This is a genomic window from Streptomyces sp. NPDC046866 (assembly GCF_040704625.1).
Taxonomy (GTDB): Bacteria; Actinomycetota; Actinomycetes; order Streptomycetales; family Streptomycetaceae; genus Streptomyces.
This window is the reverse complement of sequence record NZ_JBEYXN010000001.1, coordinates 507389-528474: the sequence shown is the minus strand read 5'-3', so window position 1 is coordinate 528474 and position 21086 is coordinate 507389. Positions and strand designations below refer to the sequence as shown.

General features: G+C 73.5%; 17 protein-coding genes and 1 tRNA gene. 11 read left to right on the top strand and 7 right to left on the bottom strand.

What is annotated here, in order from left to right:
* Window positions 1-22 precede the first annotated feature (22 nt).
* The 11 genes from AB0953_RS02485 (at window position 23) to AB0953_RS02435 (ending at window position 12477) form a co-directional block, all read left to right on the top strand.
* Window positions 23-961: a metallophosphoesterase gene (locus AB0953_RS02485; protein ID WP_366857496.1), complete on the top strand. Its 939-nt coding sequence runs from the start codon at window positions 23-25 to the stop codon at window positions 959-961.
* A gap of 102 nt (window positions 962-1063) precedes the next feature.
* Window positions 1064-1137: transfer RNA gene (locus AB0953_RS02480), tRNA-Pro, on the top strand.
* Between the two features lie 1046 nt (window positions 1138-2183).
* Window positions 2184-4451 (top strand): asparagine synthase (glutamine-hydrolyzing), encoded by a 2268-nt coding sequence (gene asnB, locus AB0953_RS02475; RefSeq protein ID WP_366857495.1) that lies wholly within the window; start codon window positions 2184-2186, stop codon window positions 4449-4451.
* Window positions 4452-4533: 82 nt separating this feature from the next.
* Window positions 4534-5232 carry a class I SAM-dependent methyltransferase gene (locus AB0953_RS02470; RefSeq protein ID WP_366857494.1) on the top strand — a complete coding sequence of 233 codons (699 nt, stop codon included), beginning with the start codon at window positions 4534-4536 and terminating at the stop codon, window positions 5230-5232.
* A complete protein-coding gene (locus tag AB0953_RS02465; RefSeq protein WP_366857493.1) occupies window positions 5232-6086 on the top strand; it encodes an isocitrate lyase/phosphoenolpyruvate mutase family protein in 855 nt (284 codons plus the stop codon). The genes AB0953_RS02470 and AB0953_RS02465 overlap by 1 nt, the downstream gene beginning before the upstream one ends.
* Entirely contained in the window at window positions 6083-7192 is a 1110-nt protein-coding gene (aepY, locus tag AB0953_RS02460) for a phosphonopyruvate decarboxylase (protein ID WP_366857492.1), read from the top strand. Before AB0953_RS02465 ends, aepY begins: the two co-directional genes overlap by 4 nt.
* The gene (locus tag AB0953_RS02455) at window positions 7189-7929 is read left to right on the top strand and encodes a phosphodiesterase (RefSeq protein WP_366857491.1); all 741 of its coding nucleotides are present in this window, start codon (window positions 7189-7191) and stop codon (window positions 7927-7929) included. The genes aepY and AB0953_RS02455 overlap by 4 nt, the downstream gene beginning before the upstream one ends.
* A 46-nt stretch (window positions 7930-7975) precedes the next feature.
* Window positions 7976-9259, top strand: coding sequence for a biotin carboxylase N-terminal domain-containing protein (locus tag AB0953_RS02450; protein ID WP_366857490.1), 1284 nt, complete (start codon window positions 7976-7978; stop codon window positions 9257-9259).
* A 1-nt stretch (window position 9260) separates the two neighbouring features.
* Window positions 9261-10175: a TauD/TfdA family dioxygenase gene (locus AB0953_RS02445; protein WP_366857489.1), complete on the top strand. Its 915-nt coding sequence runs from the start codon at window positions 9261-9263 to the stop codon at window positions 10173-10175.
* Window positions 10172-11221, top strand: a complete 1050-nt coding sequence (locus tag AB0953_RS02440) for a hypothetical protein (RefSeq protein WP_366857488.1) — start codon at window positions 10172-10174, stop codon at window positions 11219-11221. Before AB0953_RS02445 ends, AB0953_RS02440 begins: the two co-directional genes overlap by 4 nt.
* Window positions 11222-11277: 56 nt before the next feature.
* A complete protein-coding gene (locus tag AB0953_RS02435) occupies window positions 11278-12477 on the top strand; it encodes a GNAT family N-acetyltransferase (protein ID WP_366857487.1) in 1200 nt (399 codons plus the stop codon).
* Between the two features lie 35 nt (window positions 12478-12512).
* On the opposite strand, the gene AB0953_RS02430 is transcribed toward AB0953_RS02435, so the two are convergent.
* The 7 genes from AB0953_RS02430 to purB form a co-directional block, all read right to left on the bottom strand.
* Window positions 12513-13733 (bottom strand): MFS transporter, encoded by a 1221-nt coding sequence (locus AB0953_RS02430; RefSeq protein WP_366857486.1) that lies wholly within the window; start codon window positions 13731-13733, stop codon window positions 12513-12515.
* Complete coding sequence (locus tag AB0953_RS02425) at window positions 13733-14395, bottom strand: thymidylate kinase (RefSeq protein ID WP_366857485.1); 663 nt, start codon at window positions 14393-14395, stop codon at window positions 13733-13735. The genes AB0953_RS02430 and AB0953_RS02425 overlap by 1 nt, the downstream gene beginning before the upstream one ends.
* A gap of 49 nt (window positions 14396-14444) precedes the next feature.
* Window positions 14445-16019: a glutamine synthetase family protein gene (locus AB0953_RS02420; protein WP_366857484.1), complete on the bottom strand. Its 1575-nt coding sequence runs from the start codon at window positions 16017-16019 to the stop codon at window positions 14445-14447.
* 3 nt (window positions 16020-16022) lie between these two features.
* On the bottom strand, window positions 16023-17492 hold the full coding sequence (locus AB0953_RS02415) for an amidase family protein (RefSeq protein WP_366857483.1): 1470 nt from the start codon (window positions 17490-17492) through the stop codon (window positions 16023-16025).
* Window positions 17482-19263 carry a hypothetical protein gene (locus tag AB0953_RS02410; RefSeq protein ID WP_366857482.1) on the bottom strand — a complete coding sequence of 594 codons (1782 nt, stop codon included), beginning with the start codon at window positions 19261-19263 and terminating at the stop codon, window positions 17482-17484. Before AB0953_RS02410 ends, AB0953_RS02415 begins: the two co-directional genes overlap by 11 nt.
* 74 nt (window positions 19264-19337) lie before the next feature.
* Window positions 19338-19742: a GNAT family N-acetyltransferase gene (locus tag AB0953_RS02405; protein ID WP_366857481.1), complete on the bottom strand. Its 405-nt coding sequence runs from the start codon at window positions 19740-19742 to the stop codon at window positions 19338-19340.
* A complete protein-coding gene (purB, locus tag AB0953_RS02400) occupies window positions 19729-21036 on the bottom strand; it encodes an adenylosuccinate lyase (RefSeq protein ID WP_366857480.1) in 1308 nt (435 codons plus the stop codon). The genes AB0953_RS02405 and purB overlap by 14 nt, the downstream gene beginning before the upstream one ends.
* Window positions 21037-21086 lie beyond the last annotated feature (50 nt).

Below are 21086 nucleotides of genomic sequence, written 5' to 3'. Positions count from 1 at the left end.
CCGGGTCTGAGACCATGGGGCCATGCGTGCGCGTTACGGAGTACCCCTGAAGGTCACCGCCGGAATCGCGGCGGTGGGGGCCGCGGGTGTGGCCTATGCCGCCGGCTTCGAGGCGCGGTCCTTCCGCCTTCGCCGGATCACCGTTCCGGTGCTCCCCGCCGGGATGCGCCCGCTGCGCGTGCTCCAGGTGTCCGACATCCACATGGTGAGCGGGCAGCGCAAGAAGCGCGCCTGGCTGCAGTCCCTGGCCGGGCTGCGCCCCGACTTCGTCGTGAACACCGGCGACAACCTCTCCGACACCGAGGGCGTGCCGGAGCTGCTCGACGCGCTGGGGCCTCTGATGGACTTCCCCGGCGTGTACGTCTTCGGCTCGAACGACTACTACGGGCCGCGGCTGCGCAACCCCGGACGGTACCTGATCGAGAAGGTGCAGGGGCGGCACGGCCTGAACGGCAACAAGCCGGTCGTCGGCGCCGTGCACAACCCCTGGGAGGGCATGCGGGACGCCTTCGACGCGGCGGGCTGGGTGAACCTGACCAACACCCGGGGCCGCCTGAAGCTGGACGGCCTGGAGCTGGCCTTCACCGGGCTCGACGACCCGCACATCAAGCGGGACCGCTACGAGCGGGTGGCCGGCGGCCCGCAGCCGGACGCCGACTTCTCGATCGCCGTGGTGCACGCCCCGTACCTGCGCTCCCTGGAGTCCTTCACCGCGGACGGCTACCCGCTGATCCTCGCGGGCCACACGCACGGCGGGCAGCTGTGCATCCCCTTCTACGGGGCGCTCGTCACCAACTGCGACCTGGACACCGACCGGGTGAAGGGCCTGTCCACCCACGAGGCCGGCGGCCACCGCGCCTACCTCCACGTCTCGGCGGGCTGCGGCACGAACCGCTTCACCCCGGTCCGCTTCGCCTGCCCCCCGGAGGCGACCCTGCTGACCCTGGCACCGAAGGCCTGACCCGGCCGGGGCACCGCCCCGCGAAAACCGGATTTCGTCTCCGGCCGAGGGTCCGCTAAAGTAATCGATGTCGCCAGGGCGAAGGCCCGAAACGGCGGCGATCGGGGTGTAGCGCAGCTTGGCAGCGCGCTTCGTTCGGGACGAAGAGGTCGTGGGTTCAAATCCCGCCACCCCGACAGAGTAAGACCAGGTGAGAGCCGGTGCAGAGCAATCTGCACCGGCTCTCTCTGCGTCTGGGTGACTAACTGAGTGACTACGGGTTCGGAGCGGCCCCAAAGATCTCGTCCATGGCCGTCGCCCCGGTCGACGTCCTCGCCGCTCATCTTGGGGGGATAGCCGCCCCAGTCGCAGCCGGAGTTACGGCCTTGGTACTTCCAGCGACATATTTGCAGGCCAGGGCAGCCCGACGCGCTGCGGATCATGCGGTGGAGGCAGCGAAAAGCACTCGACGCACCCGAGGCGATCATCCCGCTGGTGGAACACCTCAAGCTGATGTGAGGCAAGCGAGCGACCCCGTCCGGCAGTAAGGGGAAGCGCGGGGCGGTGAGTGTCTCACTGCGTGACGACGCCGACGAACGGAGGCGGACGAGCGCGAACAGCTGCGGACCATTAACACAGGTGAGAGCCGCACCGGCCCAAGGCGGCGCCCCACCCAAGTTGGGTCGGGACGAAGAGGTCTTTGGGTTCAACCCCGCCACCCCGACTCAGTAAGACCAGGTCAGAGCCACCTAGGAGATCTCCTAGGTGGCTGTTCTGTTTTCGGGTGAGCCGGGGGGCTCCCGGTCGGGCTGGGGGGCGGGGAGATCACCGGCCGGGGTGGCAGCTCGGGGTGCGGGCTGGACCGCTGTGTGGATCTTTTTCCGGGTTCCTCGGGTACCGCCTCGCCGGAGTACCGGCCGGCCGCGTGGTGATCTTCTGCGGCCGCCCTGCCCCCGGCCTGCGGGGATCACGAGGCGGTTCGTCGTGTGCGGGCCGTCCGGTTCGGTGCGGCAGCGCCTGCCCCTCGTGCGGCACACCCGCGCGCCACCCTCGCGCCACCGGCGCAACACCGGGTGGGCGGAAGCTCTTCACCAGTAGATGACCACAGGACATCCGAACGGAGGTGAAAACAATGAAGGTTTACACCAAGCCGGAGGCCAAGAAGGTCGACCAGGGCACCATCGTCGCCGCTGTCCGCTAGTAGCGACCCCCATGCCACGCCTCCCGTACCGGGGGGCGTGGCATGTCCGCTCCACCACCAGTAGTCACCAGGGGAATCGGAAGCCATATGTGCGGAATTGCAGGATTCGCCCACACGGACGGAAGCGCCCTTCACGGGTCCGCTGACGGGATTCTCCGGGACATGGCCCACGCCCTGCGGCCCCGCGGTCCGGACGACATGCAGTTCCACCACACCGAGCAGGCGTGCATGTCCTTCACCCGGCTCGCGCTGATCGACCCCGAAGGCGGCCGGCAGCCCTTCATCAGCGAGGACGGCAACGTCATCCTCGCCGCGAACGGCGAGGTCTACAACTACCGCGAGCTCCGCAAGGGCTTCGAGGGCCGGGTGGCGTTCCGCAGCGACTCCGACTGCGAGGTGCTGCTGCACCTCTACCTGGAGAAGGGCCTGGACTTCCTCGACGACGTGCGCGGCATGTTCGGCATCGCCGTCATCGACCTGCGCGAGCAGCGCCTGCTGCTCGCCCGCGACCGCCTCGGCATCAAGCCGCTGTTCCTGCACCGCAGCCGCGAGACGGTCCTGTTCGGCTCCGAGATCAAGGCGCTGTTCGCGCACCCCGCCTGCCCGCGCGAGCTCGACTGGTCGCGCGCCCTGGCCGACCAAGGCCTCAGCTCCGCCCCGGTGATGACCGACGAGGAGCCGGTCACCTGGTTCAAGGACGTCGACCACGTCCCCTCGGGCGCGATCGTCAACATCAGCCTGCGCGACGGCGCCACCCGCGTCCACCGGTACTGGGAGCTGCCCGCCCCCGCCGAGGCCGGGAGCCTGCCGGAGAGCTTCTTCGTCCAGAGCATGGGCGACCTGCTGGCCTCCTCCGTCCGCGAGTGCCTGATCGCCGACGCCGAGATCGGGGTCTTCCTCAGCGGCGGCCTGGACTCCGCGGCGATCACCGCGCTGTCGGCCCACACCGGGCTGCACACCTTCTCCGCGCTGACCGGCAGCACCGTCGTCAACCGCGACGCGCAGTACGCCCGGCAGACCGCGGACCTGCTCGGCCTGCCCAACCACCAAGTGGCGTTCGGCGCGGACCGCATCCCCTCGCCCGACGAGTGGCGGCTGCTGCTGTGGCTGATGGAGACGCCGCAGTGCGGACCCGAGCAGTTCTACAAGAGCGAGATGTACCGCTTCGCACGCGCCGAGCGGCCCGAGCTCAAGGCGATCCTGCTGGGCTCCGGCGCGGACGAGTTCAGCGGCGGGTACAGCGTCGCGCTGTCGGGCGGCGGCGACTGGGAGGACTTCGAGGGCAACCTGCGGACGATGGCCCGCCGCAAGGCGCTCGGCTCGCAGTCCTCGGTCTCCGTGTGGTGGGAGGGCACCGACCTGCCGCTGCTCAGCGACGACGCGGTGGCGGCGTACGCACCCGGCGCGGTGGACGACCCGTACGGCTCCTACCTGTCCTGGAAGTTCCGGGACATGCAGCAGTACAACTTCTGGGTCGAGGACCGCACCGCCTCCGGCAACGGGGTCGAGGCCCGCGTCCCCTTCCTGGACCACCGCATCATCGAGCTGCTGGCGACCGTGCCGCGCGCCTACCGCAAGCGGCTCTTCTGGGACAAGCAGGTCATCCGCGAGGCCGTACGGGACATCCTGCCCGCCGAGGTGATCAGCCGGCCGAAGCTCGCCTTCTACGAGGGCGAGGGCGTGCGGCACACCCACCGCACCTTCACCCGGATGCTCGCGCAGAACGGCGACGAGCTGGTCGAGCAGGCCCTGTCCTCGCCGCGCGCCGCCCAGTACCTCGACCGCGCCAACATCCACCGCGCCCTGCGCCGGCTGGAGCGCGACCAGAGCTCCGGCCACGTCGAGCTGCTGATGCGCGTGGTCAACCTGGGCCTGCTGGACCTGATGGCCGTGGACGTCCCCGGCAGCCGGACCCCGAACGGCCCCGCCCCCTACGAGCTGCGGGTCACCGACTTCGAGGGGCCTGAGGTGCAGGAGCTGTTCCCGCAGGCCCGGATCGAGGAGGACTCGGTCTTCCGGCTGGCCGAGGGCGTGCTCGTCCTGGACGACGTGCAGGGCGCGAACACCTCGTACGTCGTGGTCGACGGCAGCATCCGGTTCGTCATCGACCACCTCACGCACGCCGACTGGCTGCGGCTGCTGCGCGGCTTCGACGGCCGCCGCCCGCTGGCGCAGGCCCTGGCCGATGCGGGCTGCGAGCTCGCCGCGATGCGCCCGCTGCTGGACGGGTCGCTGGAGGCGGGCCTGCTGGAGGCCGTCCCAGCAGCCGCCCCCGCAGCCGCCCCCGAACCTGTAGCACCCACGCTCTGACCGCCCCGGAGCTGTGGTTCCCCCATTGGATTCGGCATCCGGATGTGGATGTACGGAAGCAGACACGAGTGAGGTCAACCCGATGACAGCCCATCTCTACTGGGACGAGGTCTGGCGCACCGACAGCGGGCGCACGGACTGGTCGCGGCCGCACCCGTGGGTCGTGGACGAGGCCGCCCGGCTGCAGAAGCTCGGCGCCAAGGACGTACTGGACCTCGGCTGCGGCGTCGGCCGGCACGCCCTGTGGTTCGCAGAGGCCGGATTCGCCAGCTCCGGTACGGACGCCAGCGAGGCGGCCGTGGCGGCGGCCCGCGAGGAGAGCGCCCGGCGCGGGGTCGAGCTCGCCCTCGAGGTCGGCGACTTCACCGAACTTCCGTACGCGGACGACAGCTTCGACTACGTCCTGGCCTTCAACGTCGTCTACCACAACGACGAGGCCGGCCTGGCCAAGGTGCTCGACGAGGTCCGACGCGTGCTGCGCCCGGGCGGCATCTACCAGTCCACGATGCTCTCCAAGCGCAACGGCGAGTACGGCCGCGGCAACGAGGTCAGCCCCAACACCTTCTGCCAGCCCGAGGCCACCGACGACAAGGTGCACCCGCACATGTACGTCGACGCCGCCGACCTGCTGCGCCTGCACGAGGGCTTCCGGCTGCTCAGCGCGACCGACGCCGAGCACGCCAAGCCGGGCTCCTTCCACTGGCACTGCGTCTTCGAGCTGCCCGGACAGGACGTGGCCGGCACCCGCCACGGCCACTTCGCGCAGAGGGCTGGGGAATAGTGTCGAAATCTGCGCGACTGCGCGAGCTGCTGGAGCGCGAGGAGATAGCGCGGATCGTCGGATCCCGCGACGCGCTCACCGCCCTGCTCGTCGAGGAGGCCGGGTTCGACGGCGTGTGGGCGTCGAGCTTCGAGATCTCGGCGTCCCGGGCCCTGCCCGACCTGGGCCTGCTGACCATGTCCGAGCTGCTCGAAGCCTCCTCCCACGTCAACCAGGCGACCTCGCTGCCGCTGCTGGCGGACTGCGACACCGGCTTCGGCGGCAACATCAACGTCGTCCGCACGGTCCGCCAGTTCGAGGCCGCCGGCATCGCCGGGATCTGCCTGGAGGACAAGGTCTTCCCGAAGCGGAACAGCTTCCTCGGCGGCGGCCAGAACCTGGAGGACGCCACCGAGTTCGCCGGCCGCATCGAGGCCGCCGCACGGGCCAAGACCGGCGAGGACTTCCAGGTCGTCGCCCGCGTCGAGGCGCTCATCGCGGGCGCCGGACTCGACGAGGCCCTGCGCCGCGCCCACCTGTACGCGGACGCCGGCGCCGACGCCGTCCTGATCCACTCCAAGCAGACCGGGCCCGGCGAGATCGTGGACTTCCTGGCCGCCTGGCAGTCCCGCAAGCCGGTGGTGGTCGTCCCGACCACCTACCCGCACTGGGACCTCGCGGAGGCACAGGCCGCGGGCGTCTCCATGGTCATCTACGCCAACCACGCCCTGCGCGCCTCGGTCTCGGCCATGCGCGACGTACTGGGCGAGATCCGGCTCCAGGGCGGGACCGGCGGCATCGAGGACAGCATCGCCCCGATGAAGGAGCTGTTCGGGCTGACCCAGGTCAGCCGGTGGGAGGAGTGGAGCGCATGATCAGCGCCGAGTTCTTCTGCGCGGAGCTGGACCGGCGCGGGTTCGGGTTCTTCAGCGGGGTGCCGTGCTCGTACCTCAAGGGCCCGTTCGCCCTGCTCGAACAGCGCAGCAGCTACGTCCCCGCACCCAACGAGGGCATCGCCCTGTCCATGGCCGCCGGCGCCGAACTGGCCGGCACCAAGGCCGTGGTGCTGGCCCAGAACTCCGGCCTGGGCAACCTGCTCGACCCGCTGACCTCGCTCACCATGGCGTACGAGATCCCGCTGCTGCTCTTCGTGAGCCTGCGCGGCTGGCCGTCCGCCGAGGACGACGAGCCGCACCACGCCGCCATGGGCGCCGGGACCATCGGCGTCCTGGAGGCCATCGGGGTGGCCCACGGCATCCTGGAGCCCACCGAGGAGAGCTTCGGCGCCCTCCTCGACCGGGCCGAGGAAGCCCGCCGGGAGCGGCGCTCGTTCGTGGTCCTCGTGCCCGCGAAGACCGTGGGCACGTGCCAGGTGCCGGCCGCCGCCTCCGACGCGCAGATGGACCGGCAGCAGGCCGTGGCCGCGATCGCCGCCCACCTGGACGGCGCGCTGGTCTACAGCACCACCGGCATGATCAGCCGCGAGCTGTTCGGCGTCAGCGACACGGCGCGCAACTTCTACATGCAGGGCTCCATGGGCCACGCCATCGGCCTGGGCCTGGGCACCGCGCTCAACCGCCCCGACGAGCGGGTCGTCGTCATCGACGGCGACGGCGCCGTGGTGATGCACCTCGGCGGGCTCGCGCTGGTCGGCGAGCGGCGCCCCGAGAACCTCACCCACTTCGTCCTCGACAACGGCTCGTACGACTCCACCGGCGGCCAGCGCACCCGCGATGCGGCCCTGCGCTGGGACGAGCTGGCGCTCGCGGCCGGGTACCGCACCGCCCGGATCTGCCGCACCGTCAAGGAGGTCGACGCCCACCTGGCCGAGATCGACGGCCGACCGGGCCCGCACCTGGTGGCGCTGCACATCGGCAAGGGCGGGGCCACCCCGCCCCGGGTAACGTCGGCGCACACCAACGCCGAGGTCCGGGCCCGCTTCCAGGCCGCGGCGAACGACAGCCGGAAGGACGCCCCTTGACCGTCATCGCCCACGTCAGCGACCTGCACCTGGACCTCGGCGAGCGCGCCACCGCGCGCGCCCGCACGGTCATGGACTACCTGCGGGAGATCCCCGGCCCGGTGGACGCCGTGCTGGTCTCCGGCGACATCGCCGACCACGCCACGGACGAGGAGTACGCGCAGGCGCGCGAGCTGCTCGACCTGCCGTGGCCGGTCCTGGTCCTGCCGGGCAACCACGACCGGCGGGCGCCCTTCCGCACCGGGCTGCTCGACGGCAAGCCGGAGGACGACGAGCTGAACCGGGTCGTCGCCGTGCCCGGCGCCGTCTTCGTGCTGTGCGACTCGACGGTCCCGGGCAGCGACGAGGGCCTGCTCAGCGACGCCACGCTGCGCTGGCTCGACGAAACGCTGGCCGACCAGGCGGGCGACCTGCCCGTCTTCGTCTGCTTCCACCACCCGCCGGTCGACCTGCACACGCCGTACGTGGACCGGGTCCGCCAGTTCGGCGAGGACCGCCTCGCCGCGGTGCTGGGCCGCCACCCGCAGGTCGTGGCCCTGCTGTGCGGGCACGCGCACGTCGCCGCGGCCACCACCTTCGCGGGCCTGCCGCTGCTGGTGGCGCCCGGCGTGGCCTCCACCGTTCCGCTGCCCCTGGAGGGCCGTCCGGCCGTGGACTACGAGCTGGCCCCGGCGCTGGCGTTCCACGTCCTCGACGACGCGCGGCGGCTCGTCACGCACTACAGGGCGCTGGGCTAGCCGCCTGACCGGCCGGCGCGGCGTCCCCGACCACTGAGAGAAGGCCATGAGAAGAGTCCTGATCGCCAACCGTGGTGCGATCGCGGCCCGGGCCATCGAGACGTTCCGCACCCTGGGATGGTCGCCGACCGCCGTCGCCGCCGTCTCGGACCCGCAGCGGCTCCACACGCTCGCCGCCGACGGCTGCGAGTACCTGGAGGGCGCCGGCCTGGCGCAGACGTACGACCACGTCGGCCGGATCGTCGAGGCGGCCCGGGCCTGCGGGGCCGACGCCGTGTACCCGGGCTACGGGGCGCTGGCCGAGGACCCCGCGCTGCCGGAGCAGCTGGCCGCGGCGGGCATCGCGTTCATCGGGCCGACGGCCGGAGTGCTGGCGGCGGCGCAGGACAAGGACCACGCCGTCGCCACGGCCGACCGGCTCGGCCTGCCCGTGCTCCCGCACGCCACCGGCAGCGAGCAGATCGCCGCGCTGGTCAAGGAGATCGGGCTGCCCGTGATCCTCAAGCCGGTCACCGGCTGCGGGGGCCTCGGGGTGCGCATCGTGCACACCGGGGCCGAGGCGGAGGAGGCGCTCTCCCTCATGGCCGCGGACGCGGGCGCCGACTGGTACGCCGAGCGGTACGTGGAACGCGGCCACGTGGTCGGGGTCACCGTCGCCGTGGACGCCGCGGGCACCGTGCACCCGCTGGGCGAGCGCGAGAGCCTGCTGGTCGACGGCAGCATGAAGCTCCTGGAGGCCTCCCCCGTCCAGGGGGTGGCCGCCGAGCTGCTGGAGCGGATGCGGGCGGACACGGCGAAGCTGGTGACCGGGATGGGCCTGCGGGGCGTGGCCACCGTCGAGTTCATCGTCGGCGCGGGCCGGCACTACTTCCTGGAGGTCAACGGGAGGCTGCCGCTGGCCTACCGGATGTGCGAGGCGCAGACCGGCCGCGACGTGGTCGCACTCCAGACGGAGCTGGCGCAGGGCGCGGTCTTCGCCCCCGGCAGCATTCGGGCGGACCGGGACGTGCACTGCCTGGAGGCCCGGCTGTTCATCACCCCCGCCGCGGACGGGGAGCCCGGCCGGATCACCTCGCTGGTGCTGCCGCCCGAGCCCGGGGTGACGTACAACTGCGCGCTCGACACGAGCCGGCCGGTGGTGCTCGACAACATCGTCACCCAGGTCCTGGCCTGCGGTGACAGCAGGGAGTTGGCGGCCGGGGCGGTGCTGCGGGCCGTCGAGGGCAGTGGGATAGCGGGGGTCGCGCACTGCGCGGAAGAGATAGCCGTGTGGCTGCGCGGCTCCGGGATCGTCCCGGAGCGTGCGGGCAGCCAGGCCTTGGGAGTCTGAGATGAACAGCAACGATCCGTTCGCGCCCGTGCGCCACACCCTCGATCCCGAGCTGGCGGCCGCCGTCGCCGACAGCACCGGCGAGGAGGCGGCGCAGCCCTGGTTCCGGGAGTTCGAGGCGACCGTCCAGGACCTGGTGCGGCGCCATCTGGACGCCCGTCCGGGCTACTTCGTCCTCGGGGGGCTCGGCGGCCTCACCGAGGAGCAGGCCCGCCGGTTCACCGTCGCCGTCTCGAAGCTCGCCGGGGAGCTGCTGCCGCAGGACGGCGCGGGGGCCCTGCTGCGCGACGTGCGCGACCGCGGGGTCAAGCTGGGCGAGGGGGCGACCGGCCGCTACTCCGACAGCCGGCAGGGCGGCAGCCTGCACACCGATGCCGCGCACCGGCCCGGTCGGCTTCCGGACATTTTCACGCTGTTCTGCTTCCGGCAGGCCGTCAGCGGCGGATCCCTGGTCCTGGTGCACGTCAGCGACCTGCTGGAGATCCTCGCGGACCACCCGCAGGAGCTGGCCGCGCTGCGGCTGCCGGTCCACTTCGACACCCGTGACGACACCCCGGGCGTGCCGCTGACCACCGAGCGGCCGGTGTTCGCGTACGAGGGCGGCCGCGAGCGCATGTACTACCTGCGGGACTACATCGAGATCGGCCACCGCCACCCGCACGTGCCGCCGCTGACGCCCGAGCAGGTCAAGGCGCTGGACCTGCTCGACTCGCTGCTGGACCGGCGGGACCTCCAGACGCACGCGCGCCTGGAGCCCGGCGAGATGATCTTCATCGACAACCGGTCCATCGTCCACGGCAGGACCGCCTTCCAGGACGGTGCGGCGGCCGGCGGCGGGGGCGGCGGCAGGCTGATGTTGCGCACCTGGATCGGGCTGCCGGGCTCCGCCGGCGCGGAAACGGCGGCCGCCCGGTGAGGCGGCTCGTCGCCGAACTGGAGCGATTAGGCCTGGCGGAGTTCCTGGCCGACTTCCCCGGGGACTCGGTCGACCGCCTCCAGTGGGCCGCGGGCCTGCGCGGCCTCGACGGCCCCCTGCGCACCGTCGCCGGGTTCCTCCTGCTGGGGGAAGCCGTCCGGGAGGACCTGCTGCCCCCGGCGCTGGCCGAGGCCGTGCCGGCGCTGGTCGAGGGCGGGGTGGCCGCCCGCGGCGGGGACGGGGTCCAGCTCGTCGACGTGAGCCTGTTCCGTTCGTCGGGGGTGTGGCTCTTCGCGGAGCCGCCGAGCCCCTTCCCGGTGCGGCACTACTTCGGCCGGGACTCGATCGCGCTGGCCCGGCGGACCGGCTACCGGGACGGCGCCCCAGTCCTCGACCTGTGCTCCGGGCCGGGCTTCCAGGGGCTGGTCGCCGCCCGGCGGGGCCTGACGGCGACCCTGGTGGAGCTGCTTCCGGGGACGGCCGGGGTGGCCCGGCTGAACGCGCAGGTCAACGGCCTGGCGGACAGGATCGAGGTCCTGGTGGGCGACCTGTACGACCCGCTGCCCTCCGACGTGGAGCCGTACGGCCACGTCGTGGCGAACATCCCCTTCCTGCCGACCCTCTCCGCCCGCGGCGAGGAGGCCGCCCACGAGGGCGGCGAGGACGGCTTCAGCGTCGGCCGGCGCGTCCTGGCCGGACTCCCCCGCCACCTGGCCCCCGGAGGCACCGCGCACCTCACCGCCCTCCTGCTCCAGACCGGCGACGGCCTGGCCGCCGGCGGCGAGCTGCGCGACTGGGCCGCCCGGCACGGCTACGGCCTCACCGTCACCCTGACCGACCGGCTGGCCGTGGACGCCGACTCCGACCTCGTGCAGACCACCGTCTCCGACCACCTGGACTCCGACCCGCAGGCCGACCCCGCCGAACTCACCGCGGCCGCGGCCGACATGTACGCACGCCGCGGTGCGACGGCCGCCCGCCTGGCCTACCTGCGCATCGACGACGGGATGGCCGGCTTTCGCGTACTGGACCGCGCGCACGGCTGAACCTGGCCTAGCGTGGCCTGCAAGTTGATCACGAACGAACCGGAAGGACGTGCACGGTGGCGGCTGGGACGGGCAGCACGGCGGACAGGGCGGACGGGGCGGCATCCGGGCCCGAGCTCCTGGAGTTCGCCTCGATACGCGAGGCGGATCCGGCGGAGTGGAACGCCCTCGCCGGCGACGCCGCCCTCTACTCCAGCCACCGCTGGCTGGAGTACGGCGAGGAGCTCGCCGACTCCGCCTCCCGCCACCTGGTCGCCTCCGTCGACGGGGCGTACGTCGCGGGCCTGCCCACGCACCGCTTCACCGGCAAGGTCCCGCACTTCTACGACCCCGCCGTCCTCTTCCCGGGCGCGGCCGAACCCGCCACGCCCGAGCGGCCGCTGCTGCTGGGCGGCACCCGCCTCGGCTACATCAGCGAGGTCCTCGTCGCCCCGGGTGCGCCCGCAGCCGCCGCCGGGGCCGCGGTGGCCGCCGTGCTCGACCGGTTCCGCGCCCTGGGGGCGGCCGACGGCGCCCTGACCGCCCTGCTCTACCTGACCGACGCCTCCGTGGAGCGGCTGCTGCCGCTTCTGGGGCCGCGGGACCGGGTGGTGCTGATGGACGCCACCGCCGTGCTGCCCGTCCTGCCGGGCGGGATCGAGGGGTACCGGGGGCTCTTCACCTCCCACCAGTTCACCTCCATCCGCCGGGAGATGCGCCGCTACGCGGAGGCGGGCTGCCGCACCGAGGTCAAGCGGCTCTCCGAGTGCCACCACCTGCTCGGTCCGCTCTCCGCGCAGGTGCTGATCCGCTACGGCCACCCCGTCACCGACGAGAGCGAGTCGGAGCGCTTCGCCCAGCAGGCCCCGCTGTTCGACGACAACTGCCGGGTGCTGGCCGCGTACCAGGGCGAGCGGATGGTGGGCTTCACCCAGTTCTTCTTCTGGGGCGACACCATGTACGCCCGCTCCCACGGCCTGGACGACTCGATCGCCCGCGAGGCCAAGCTGTACTTCAACCTGACCTACTACGAGGCGGTGAAGTACGCGTCGGAGCACGGCTACCGGCGGATCGACCTGAGCTGCGACGCCTTCGGGGCGAAGATGTCGCGCGGGGCCCGCATGCAGGCCCTGTGGGGCGTCGTCCTCGACGCCCCCTGGTCCGGGCCGGTGCTGGACCGGGTACGCGCCGAGGAGAAGGCCCGGCGCGAGGAGTTCGCCGCCCACGACCCGGGGATCGAGTCGGAGGTGGCCCGCCTGGTGGCCGCCCGGGGCTGAGGCCCCCGACCTCGGGCCCCGCCCCGGGCGGCCGCTCAGGCGGCCGGCCGGGGCGTGCGCTCGCGCAGGTCCCGGCCGCGTTCGGCGAGGGCCGCCACCGGCGGCACCGCCGCGCCCGCCGCCACCATGACCGCCAGGAGCACGGCCCAGCCCAGCGGTCCCGCGCCCAGGCACAGGGCGTTGAGCACGGTCGGCGCGACCGCCCCGCCGATGCCCACCCCGACGGCGAAGACGCCCTGGTACTCGCCCTGGGCGTGCTCGGGGGCCAGCCCGAAGGAGAGGGCGTACTCGCCGGCCGTGAACAGCATCTCGCCGAGGGTCAGCGCCGCGGTGCCGAGCAGGACCAGCCCCACCGCCGCCCACGTCGGCACGTGCGCCGCCGCGAAGACCAGGCCCATCGCGAGCGCGATCACCGGCCCGCTGCGCCGCATCGTCAGCGCGCCCTGCCGCGGGGTCTCGACCCCCTGGGCCACCTTGGTCTGCAGCAGCACCACGAGGGTGCAGCTGAGCGCGAAGACCAGCGAGACCGTCCAGCGGGGGGCCTTCGTGTACTCGGCGATCCACACCGGCATCAGCACGGTCATGAAGACGTCGAACATCACGAGGGTCCCCGCGAGCATGCTCACGGCGAGGAACGGCCTGTCGGACAGCGCGTACCGCCGCCCGCCGGGGCCGCCCTCCCGGGGCACGGGCGGCAGGTGCGGCAGCCGGGCCACCAGCAGCGCCGCCACCAGGTACGACACCACGTCCGCGCAGATCGCGATCACGTACGCGGTACGGGTGTCGGCCTGCAGGGCGAGGCCGCCCAGCAGCGAACCGGAGACCATCGCCAGGTTCTGCAGGGAGTAGATCCGCGCCCGGTACGCGACCCGGTCCTTGCCGCCGACGTACGCGACCAGCGCCCCGCTGATCGCGGGGAAGGCACCGCGCCCCAGGGCGATCAGGGTGATCACCACGAGGAAGCCGCCCATCCCGTCCACGGTCAGCAGCGCCCCGGCCGCGCCGGCCTGGGCGACCAGGCCGGCGATGCCCACCTCGCGCGGCCCGAACCGGTCGGCGAGCCGCCCGACGACGGGGCCCGCGACCAGCCCGGCCAGCCCGGCCGCCGTCAGTCCGAGGACGACGTTGCCGGTGGACAGGCCCACGGAGCGGACGAAGAACAGCACCTGCAGGGGCGCCCAGCTGCCCGCTCCGAGGTAGCGCACGAACAGCGCGGCCGCGAGGCCGCGCCGCAGGCTCCGCTCCTCGCGCGGCATCACGGTCCGGCCGGGGCGTCGACCGCCGCCGGACGGGGGTTGACCTCCACCCCCAGCTTCGGCGCGAGCAGCTTGCGCAGCTGCTGCGCCGCCGCCTCGGCCGTGTTGGCCCGTACGACGTCCCAGCCGTGCTGCCCGGCCCACTCCAGCATGACGTCGCGGGTGGCCGCCTGGTGGGCCAGGAACCGCTCGGGGCGGCACTCGGGGTCGCGGCCGCACTCGTACGGGGTGATGTCGCCCTTCTTGCGGCGCAGCGCCTCCTCGGGGGTGACGTCGAAGAAGACGACGTTGTCCACGGGGGCGATGGCGCCGACGATCGCGTCGACCAGCTCCTTGGGGCAGCCCGCCAGCAGCTCGGTCGCCGCGTGCTTGACCCAGTAGCCGTCGAGGACGACGAGGTCCTCGTCGGCGGCGCGGGCCCGCTCCGCGGCGAAGGTGTTGAGCCAGCCCAGGAACAGCATCCGGGCCGGGTTGGGCATCTCGGCGATGCAGACGCGCAGCTCGTCGAGGGTGGTGCCGCGCAGGAAGCGGGCCTCGGGCACCTCCGCCTCCTCGAAGACCTGCCACTTGCCCACCACGCGGAACGACAGGCCCTGGCTCTCGGCCCATGACCGCAGCCGCTTGACCTGCGTGCTCTTGCCGGCTCCGTCGGGTCCGTCCATCGCGACGATCACTGTTGGAAATCCCTTCATGCGGGTACTGCGGGTCGGGTCAGTAGGCGGCGAAGTACTCGCGGTGCTCCCAGTCGGTGACCTCGCCGGGGCCGGCGGCCGGGCCGGCCTCGGCGAGCCACTCCCGGAACCGGGACACCTCGCTGCGCTTGAGCTGCACGAGGCAGTCGTGGAGCTGCTTGCCGAGCAGGTCGCGGGCCAGGGCGCTGTCCTCCATCGCGGCCACCGCCTCGGCGAGGTCGCGCGGCAGCGGGGCAGCCGAGGCGGCGTGCGGGTCCTCGGCGCTGTCGCCGGGCCGCAGCCCGCGCTCGATGCCGTCCAGGCCGGCGGCGAGCTGCGCGCCGAGGTAGAGGTAGGGGTTGGCGCAGGGCTCGCCGATGCGGTTCTCCACGTGCGTGGACTCCTCACCGGGGCCGCCGAGGACGCGCACCAGGGCGCCGCGGTTCTCCGCGCTCCACACGACCCGGTCCGGGGAGAGGGAGAACTGCTCGTCGAGGCGGCGGTAGCCGTTGACGGTCGGTACGGAGAACAGCGCGATCCCGGCGGCGTGCTCGAGCAGCCCGGCGACGTAGCCGAGGCCCGCCTCGGACAGCAGCGCGCCGTCGCCGGGGCCGTCACCGCCCGCGTCGGGCACGAAGGCGTTGCGGTCGGCGGCGGTGTCGAACAGGGACTGGTGCAGGTGCCAGCCGCTGGGGTCGAAGCGGTCGAGGCGGGGCAGCGCCATGAAGGAGGCGTGGTGCGCGTGCCGGGCGCAGACCTGCTTGGCGACGGTGCGGAAGAGCAGCATGGCGTCGGCGGCGTCGAGGGCGTCCATCGGGCTGAAGGTGAACTCCAGCTGCCCCGGGCCCGACTCGTGCTCGACGGTGCGCAGCGGCAGCCCGAGCTCGCGCAGGGTCCGGGCCAGCGGGGCGACGAGGTGCATCAGGCCGTCGGTGTGGGTGTCGAGGTTGAACTGGTAGCCGCCGTTGACGGGTTCGACGGCGGGCGGCTCGCCCTGGACGCCGAAGCCGCCGACGGCCGCGGCGGCCGCGCCGGGCGCCGGCTCGGCCAGCCGGGTCACGTACCACTCGACCTCGAGCCCGACCACGGGCGCCAGGCCCCGGGCGGCGGCGCGCTCGCACTGGCGGCGCAGGACCGCGCGGCTGGACAGCGGGTGGGGGCTGCCGTCGCGCAGGTACTCGTCGGCGATGACCCAGCCGGTGGCCGCCTCGGTCGTGTGCGGCAGCACCTTGAAGGTCAGCGGGTCGGGGACGATCAGGAAGTCGCCCGCGCCGGTCAGCTCGGGGATGCCGATGCCGCCGCCCGGGGCGAAGAAGTCGACGCCGACGGCGTGGCCGGTGTCGAAGACGAACGGGCCGGGGCTCATGTCGATGCCGTTGCGCAGCGCGGTGCGGAAGGCGTCGACGGTCAGGGTCTTGGAGCGCATCAGCCCGTGCGGGTCGCCGAAGCCGACGCGCACGAACTCCAGGGAGGACAGGGTGTCCTCCAGGGCCTCGGCCGCGGCCCGCTGGGCCTCGTTCCACAGTCCGTGCCGCGCGACGAAGCCGACGCTGCCGGTGGCGAAGCGGGCGTAGCGGTGCGCGCCGGCCTCGTGGGGGGATCCGGTCGTCGTCATGGGTCAGTCCTCTTCCAGCCGTGGCGTCGTGAGCGCCGGGTACCAGTGGTGCCAGGGGCGGTCCTGCTCCACCTGGCGGGCAGCGGCGAGGACCGTGGGGTCGGCGTGGCGGGCGCCGACCAGTTGCAGGCCGACGGGCAGGCCGTCGGGGGCGAGGCCCGCGGGGACGGACACCGCCGGCTGGCCGGTCAGGTTGAAGGTGTAGGCCTCGGGGGCCCACGCCAGCCAGTTCAGGGCGCCCTTGCGGACGGGGGCGGCCGGCCCGTGGCGCTCGGCGGCGAACGGGGCGACGGCCACGGTGGGCAGGGCGAGCAGGTCGTAGCGCTCCATCAGGGCCTGGGCGCGGGCCCTGAGCCGGCTCCGGGCCTCGTACGCCTGCGCGAGGCGGGCGGCGCTCAGCCCGCGCCCGTACCGGACGACCTCCAGGCGGCCGGGGTCGAGCCGGTCCGCCACCGCGTCCAGGTCGTCGGCGTGGGCGGCCGCCTCCCAGGCGGCCAGGATCACCTCCAGCGCCGGGTACGGGTCCTCGAACGGCGGGTCGATCTCCTCGACGGTGTGTCCGCGGGCGGCGAGCGCCTCCACGGCCCGGCGGGCGGCGGCGGCGATGCCGGGCTCCGGTGCGGGCGCGCCGAGCGAGGGGATCCAGCCGATCCGCAGGCCGGTGAGCCGTCCGGCCGCGGCCTCCAGGTCGGCGGCGGGGTCGCCGGCGGCACCCGCGCCGAGGTGCGCGGGCAGGCCGAAGGAGAGCGGGTCGCCCGGGTCGTGGCCGGACATCACCTGCGTGAGCAGGGCCGCGTCCGCGACGGTCCGGGTCAGCGGGCCCAGGTGGGACAGCTCCTCGGGGCTCTGCGGCACGTACGGGATCCGCCCCAGGGAGGGTTTGAAGCCGACGACCCCGCAGAACGCCGCGGGGATGCGGATCGACCCGGCGCCGTCGGTGCCGGTGGCGCCGACGCCGATGCCCACGGCCACCGATGCGGCCGCGCCCGCACTGGAGCCGCCGGGGGTGCGGGAGAGGTCCCACGGGTTGCGGGTGGGTCCCTGGAGGCGGTTCACCGAGGCCGCGCTCCAGCCGCCCTCGGTGGTGTTGGTCTTGCCGATGACCACGGCCCCCGCGGCGCGCAGCCGGGCGACGGCCGGGGCGTCCCGCTCGGGCACGGTGTCCGCGTGCAGCAGGGAGCCGCGGGTGGTGCGCAGCCCCTCGGTCGGCGTGAGGTCCTTGACCGAGACGGGCATGCCGAGCAGCGGTCGCTCCCGCCAGGCGGCCGCGCCCAGGCGGTGCAGCAGCCGGTCGGCTGCCTCGGCCTCGGCGCCCGCCCGCTCGCGGGCGAGCGTGAGGAAGGCCCCGAGGTACGGCTCCCACTGCGCGAGCAGTTCGAAGGTGGCGGCCACGTGCTCCGAGGGGAGCAGGCTGCCGTCCGCGTACAGCGCGCGCAGGGTGCGGATGTCGGCGAACCGCGGGTCAGGCGCCATGGAAGTCCCGGAACCAGCCGTTGTCGAAGTCGCGGACCACCAGGCCCCGGTCGGCGGCCGCCTGGTGCAGCAGGGCCTGGATCCGGCCCGTGACCATGGCGGCCCGCAGGTGCTCCAGCCCGAACTCCTCGCCCGAGGTGCGCAGCAGCCTCAGGTCGTACAGGCCGGGCCGGTACTCCCCCTCCAGCACGATGCCGAGCGGGACGCGCAGGGCGTGCCGGACGCCGAAGGTGACGTGGCCGGTGTGGTGCTGGTCGGACCAGTTGGTGATGTCGGCGGTCATCGGCGCGAAGAACCAGTCGTCGCGCGTCGGGGTCCGCTCGGTCCAGGACATGCTGTGCGGCAGGTAGTGCCAGGTGTTGTAGCGCATCCGCGCGCTGTACGCGGACAGCGTCTTGGCCAGGGCGGCCCGGTCCTCGGCGAACCGGGCGGCGAAGCCGCCGCTGGGCGCCACGCAGCAGTAGAAGTCGCGGGTGGCCAGGGCGATCCGGTCCTCGGCGGGCACGTCGCTGTGCAGCACGGCGGTGCTCTTGGGGCCGCGGCCCATGGCCACGTCGCAGTCCAGGGCCCCGGCCGCGGTCTCGAAGAAGCGGTGCAGGAACCCCTCGTACGGGCTGCTGAAGCCGGCCGGCGCGGCGAGGCGCACGACCCGCTCGACGACCTCCTCCGCGTACGCCCGCACGGTCCCGGGCCCGTCCACCGGGGGGAAGGGCCGCCCGGCGGCGCCCGACAGCAGCCCGGCCACCTCGGCGGGCAGCTCGTCCCAGCCCAACGGCTCGGACATGATCCGCTCCCGCTTGTGCAGGGAGGCCCCGTTGATCTCGCGGTAGAACACGGCGCCCTCGCCGAGCCGCCGGGCCCGCGCACCGGCGCAGGCGGCGGCCAGGGTCTCCAGCGCGGCGCCGGTGGGCTCGCCGGCCACCTCGGGGACGGGGTCGCCGTACGCCTCGATGCGCTCGCACAGGAAGTCGGCCAGCTCGTCCGGGACCAGCTGGACGCCGTTGAACTCCTCGGCGCGGACCGGGGAGCCGGAGTTGATCAGGGCGTGCATGCACACCACGAAGGTGGCGTCCTCGGGGGCCCATTGCGCGGCCGGCGTGCGGGCCAGGCCGGTGAGCAGGGAGCCCTCTGCGCCGGGGGCCATGGAACGGCCGGGCAGATTGCTGAAGCGGCCGAGGTTGCTGTAGAAGCGGTCGCCGACGTACAGCAGCACGGGCGCCATGTGGACCAGGGCGTGGCCGATGGCGTCGATGCGCCGGCGGACCGCCTCCTCGTCCTGCTGGGCCAGCCAGCGGCGCAGCTCCTCGAACTGGCGACGCTGGACGTCCTGGGCCAGGGCCCACAGCCGGCCCAGCGAGCGGGGCCGGGACTGCCACTTGAGCGTGCCGAGCGGCTCGGCCGCCTCGGCCGTCCCGCCGACCGCCGGGCGGGTCCCGGCCGGGACGACGCGCAGCCGGCCGGTCTCGGTCAGCATCAGCAGGTCCCCCGTCCCGGCGCCGTCCTCGCCGGCTTCCCCGCCCGCACCGGCGGCCGGGTCGCCGGCCGGGCCGTCCACCGGGCCGGCGACGGGGTCGAAGCCGGCGGCCTGCGCCTCGGCGAGCTCCGTGTACACGCGCTCGCCGAGCCCCATGGCGGCTCTGCCGACCTGTTCGGGGACCATCCCGTCCAGGGTGGCCGCTATGCGGATGGCGTCGGCGGCCTGCGCGCAGGCGCGGGCCCGCGCGGCGGCCGCAGTGACCTGGGCAGCGAATCCGGGGGTCTTCAGAAGCATTTCGTCACCTACGAAAACGTCGTTCGGCGGCGGGACGGGACCGGGGAGCGGTCCCGGTCCCGCGGGTCCCGGGATCAGCCGAGGGCATCGAGGGTCCATGCGGACTCATGGCGGGTGAACCCGATGTGCGGGTAGTAGTCGACGGCGGCCGGGGCCGACAGCAGCACGAGCTTGGCCTGCGGTGCGGCCTCGCGCGTGGCGCGGATCAGGTCCCGGCCCACGCCCTGGCGCTGGAACTCCGCGTCCACGGCGATGTCGCTCAGGTACGTGACGTACGAGCCGTCGGTGACCGAGCGGGCGATGCCGATGAGTCGGCCGTCGAGGCGGGCGGTGATCACCAGGTTGGCGCCCGCGAGCATGCGGGTGAACCGCTCCACGTCCTCGATCGGGCGGCGCTCGCCGAGGGTGGACGCTCGGTAGAGGCCGATGACCTCGGCGACGTCGAGGCTGGCACCGACGACGGGCTCACACTTCCACATGGCGCTGCAACTCCTTGCTCAGTTCGTTCAGTCGGGACTTCAGGTGGTCACGGTTGCCGAGGAAGCGGCGCGGGTCGAGCTGCTCGGCCGTGACCTCGACGCCGCGGGCGGCGAGCCGGTCGGACAGGGCCGACTCCTGCTCCCACGCCTCGGTGGCCGCGGCCTGCACGAGCCGGTAGGCCTCCTCGCGGTCCCGGCCCTGGGCGACCAGGTCCAGGAACACTTCGGAGCTGTAGACCAGGCCCCGGGTGGCGTCGATGTTGCGGGCCATCCGCTCGGGGAAGACCCGCAGCCCGCGCAGCAGTTCGGCGGCCGACACCAGCTGGTAGTGGGCCACGGTCAGGCTGTCGGGCAGGATGACCCGCTCCACGGAGGAGTGCGCGAGGTCCCGCTCGTGCCACAGGGCGACGCTCTCGTAGGCGGCGCCCGCGTTGGAGCGCAGGATCCGGGCGAGGCCGCACAGCCGCTCGCTGGTGGTGGGGTTGCGCTTGTGCGGCATCGCGCTGGAGCCCTGGTAGGCGCTGGTGCGCGGCTCGTCGACCTCGCCGACCTCGGTGCGCTGGAGCATGCGCATCTCCAGCGCGAACTGCTCGACCACGGCTCCCGCCACGGCGAGCGCCGAGAGCAGCTCGGCGTGCCGGTCGCGGGCCACGACCTGGGTCGGCATCGCTTCGACGCCGAGGCCGAGCTGCCCGCAGACCCACTCCTCCACGTACGGGGAGATGTGCGCGTACGTGCCGACGGGCCCGGAGATGGTGCCGACGGCGACGGCGGCGCGGGCGGCGGTCAGCCGCTCGATGCTGCGGTGCAGGGCGAAGGCGTGGACGGCGAGCTTCTGGCCGAAGGTGGTGGGCTCGGCGTGGATGCCGTGGGTCCGGGCGATGCAGACCGTGTCCCAGTGTTCGAGGGCGCGCTCGACGAGCAGCAGCGCGAAGGCGCGGGCCGCGTCCAGGACCAGGTCGCAGGAGCGGGCGAGGAGGTGGCCGAGGGAGGTGTCGACGAGGTCGTAGCTGGTCATCCCGTGGTGCACCCAGCGGGCGGAGTCCGGCGGCATCGTCTCGGTGTACGCGGCGAGGAAGGCGAGGATCTCGTGGTCGCGGGTGAGCTCCAGCTCGCGGATCCGCTCGACCGTGGGCACGGGGGCGCGCCGGATGTCCTCCAGGCTGGCCTCGTCCACGACGCCGAGCTCGACCTGGGCGGTGGTCGCGAGCACCTCGACCCGCGCCCAGGTCGCGTACTTGTGCTCCTCGGTCCACAGGGCGGCCATCTCGGGCCGGGAATAGCGTTCGATCACGGTCGCGGTCTCCTCGGTTCTGCCCCCGCGCGGACCGCGGGCGGGGTGCC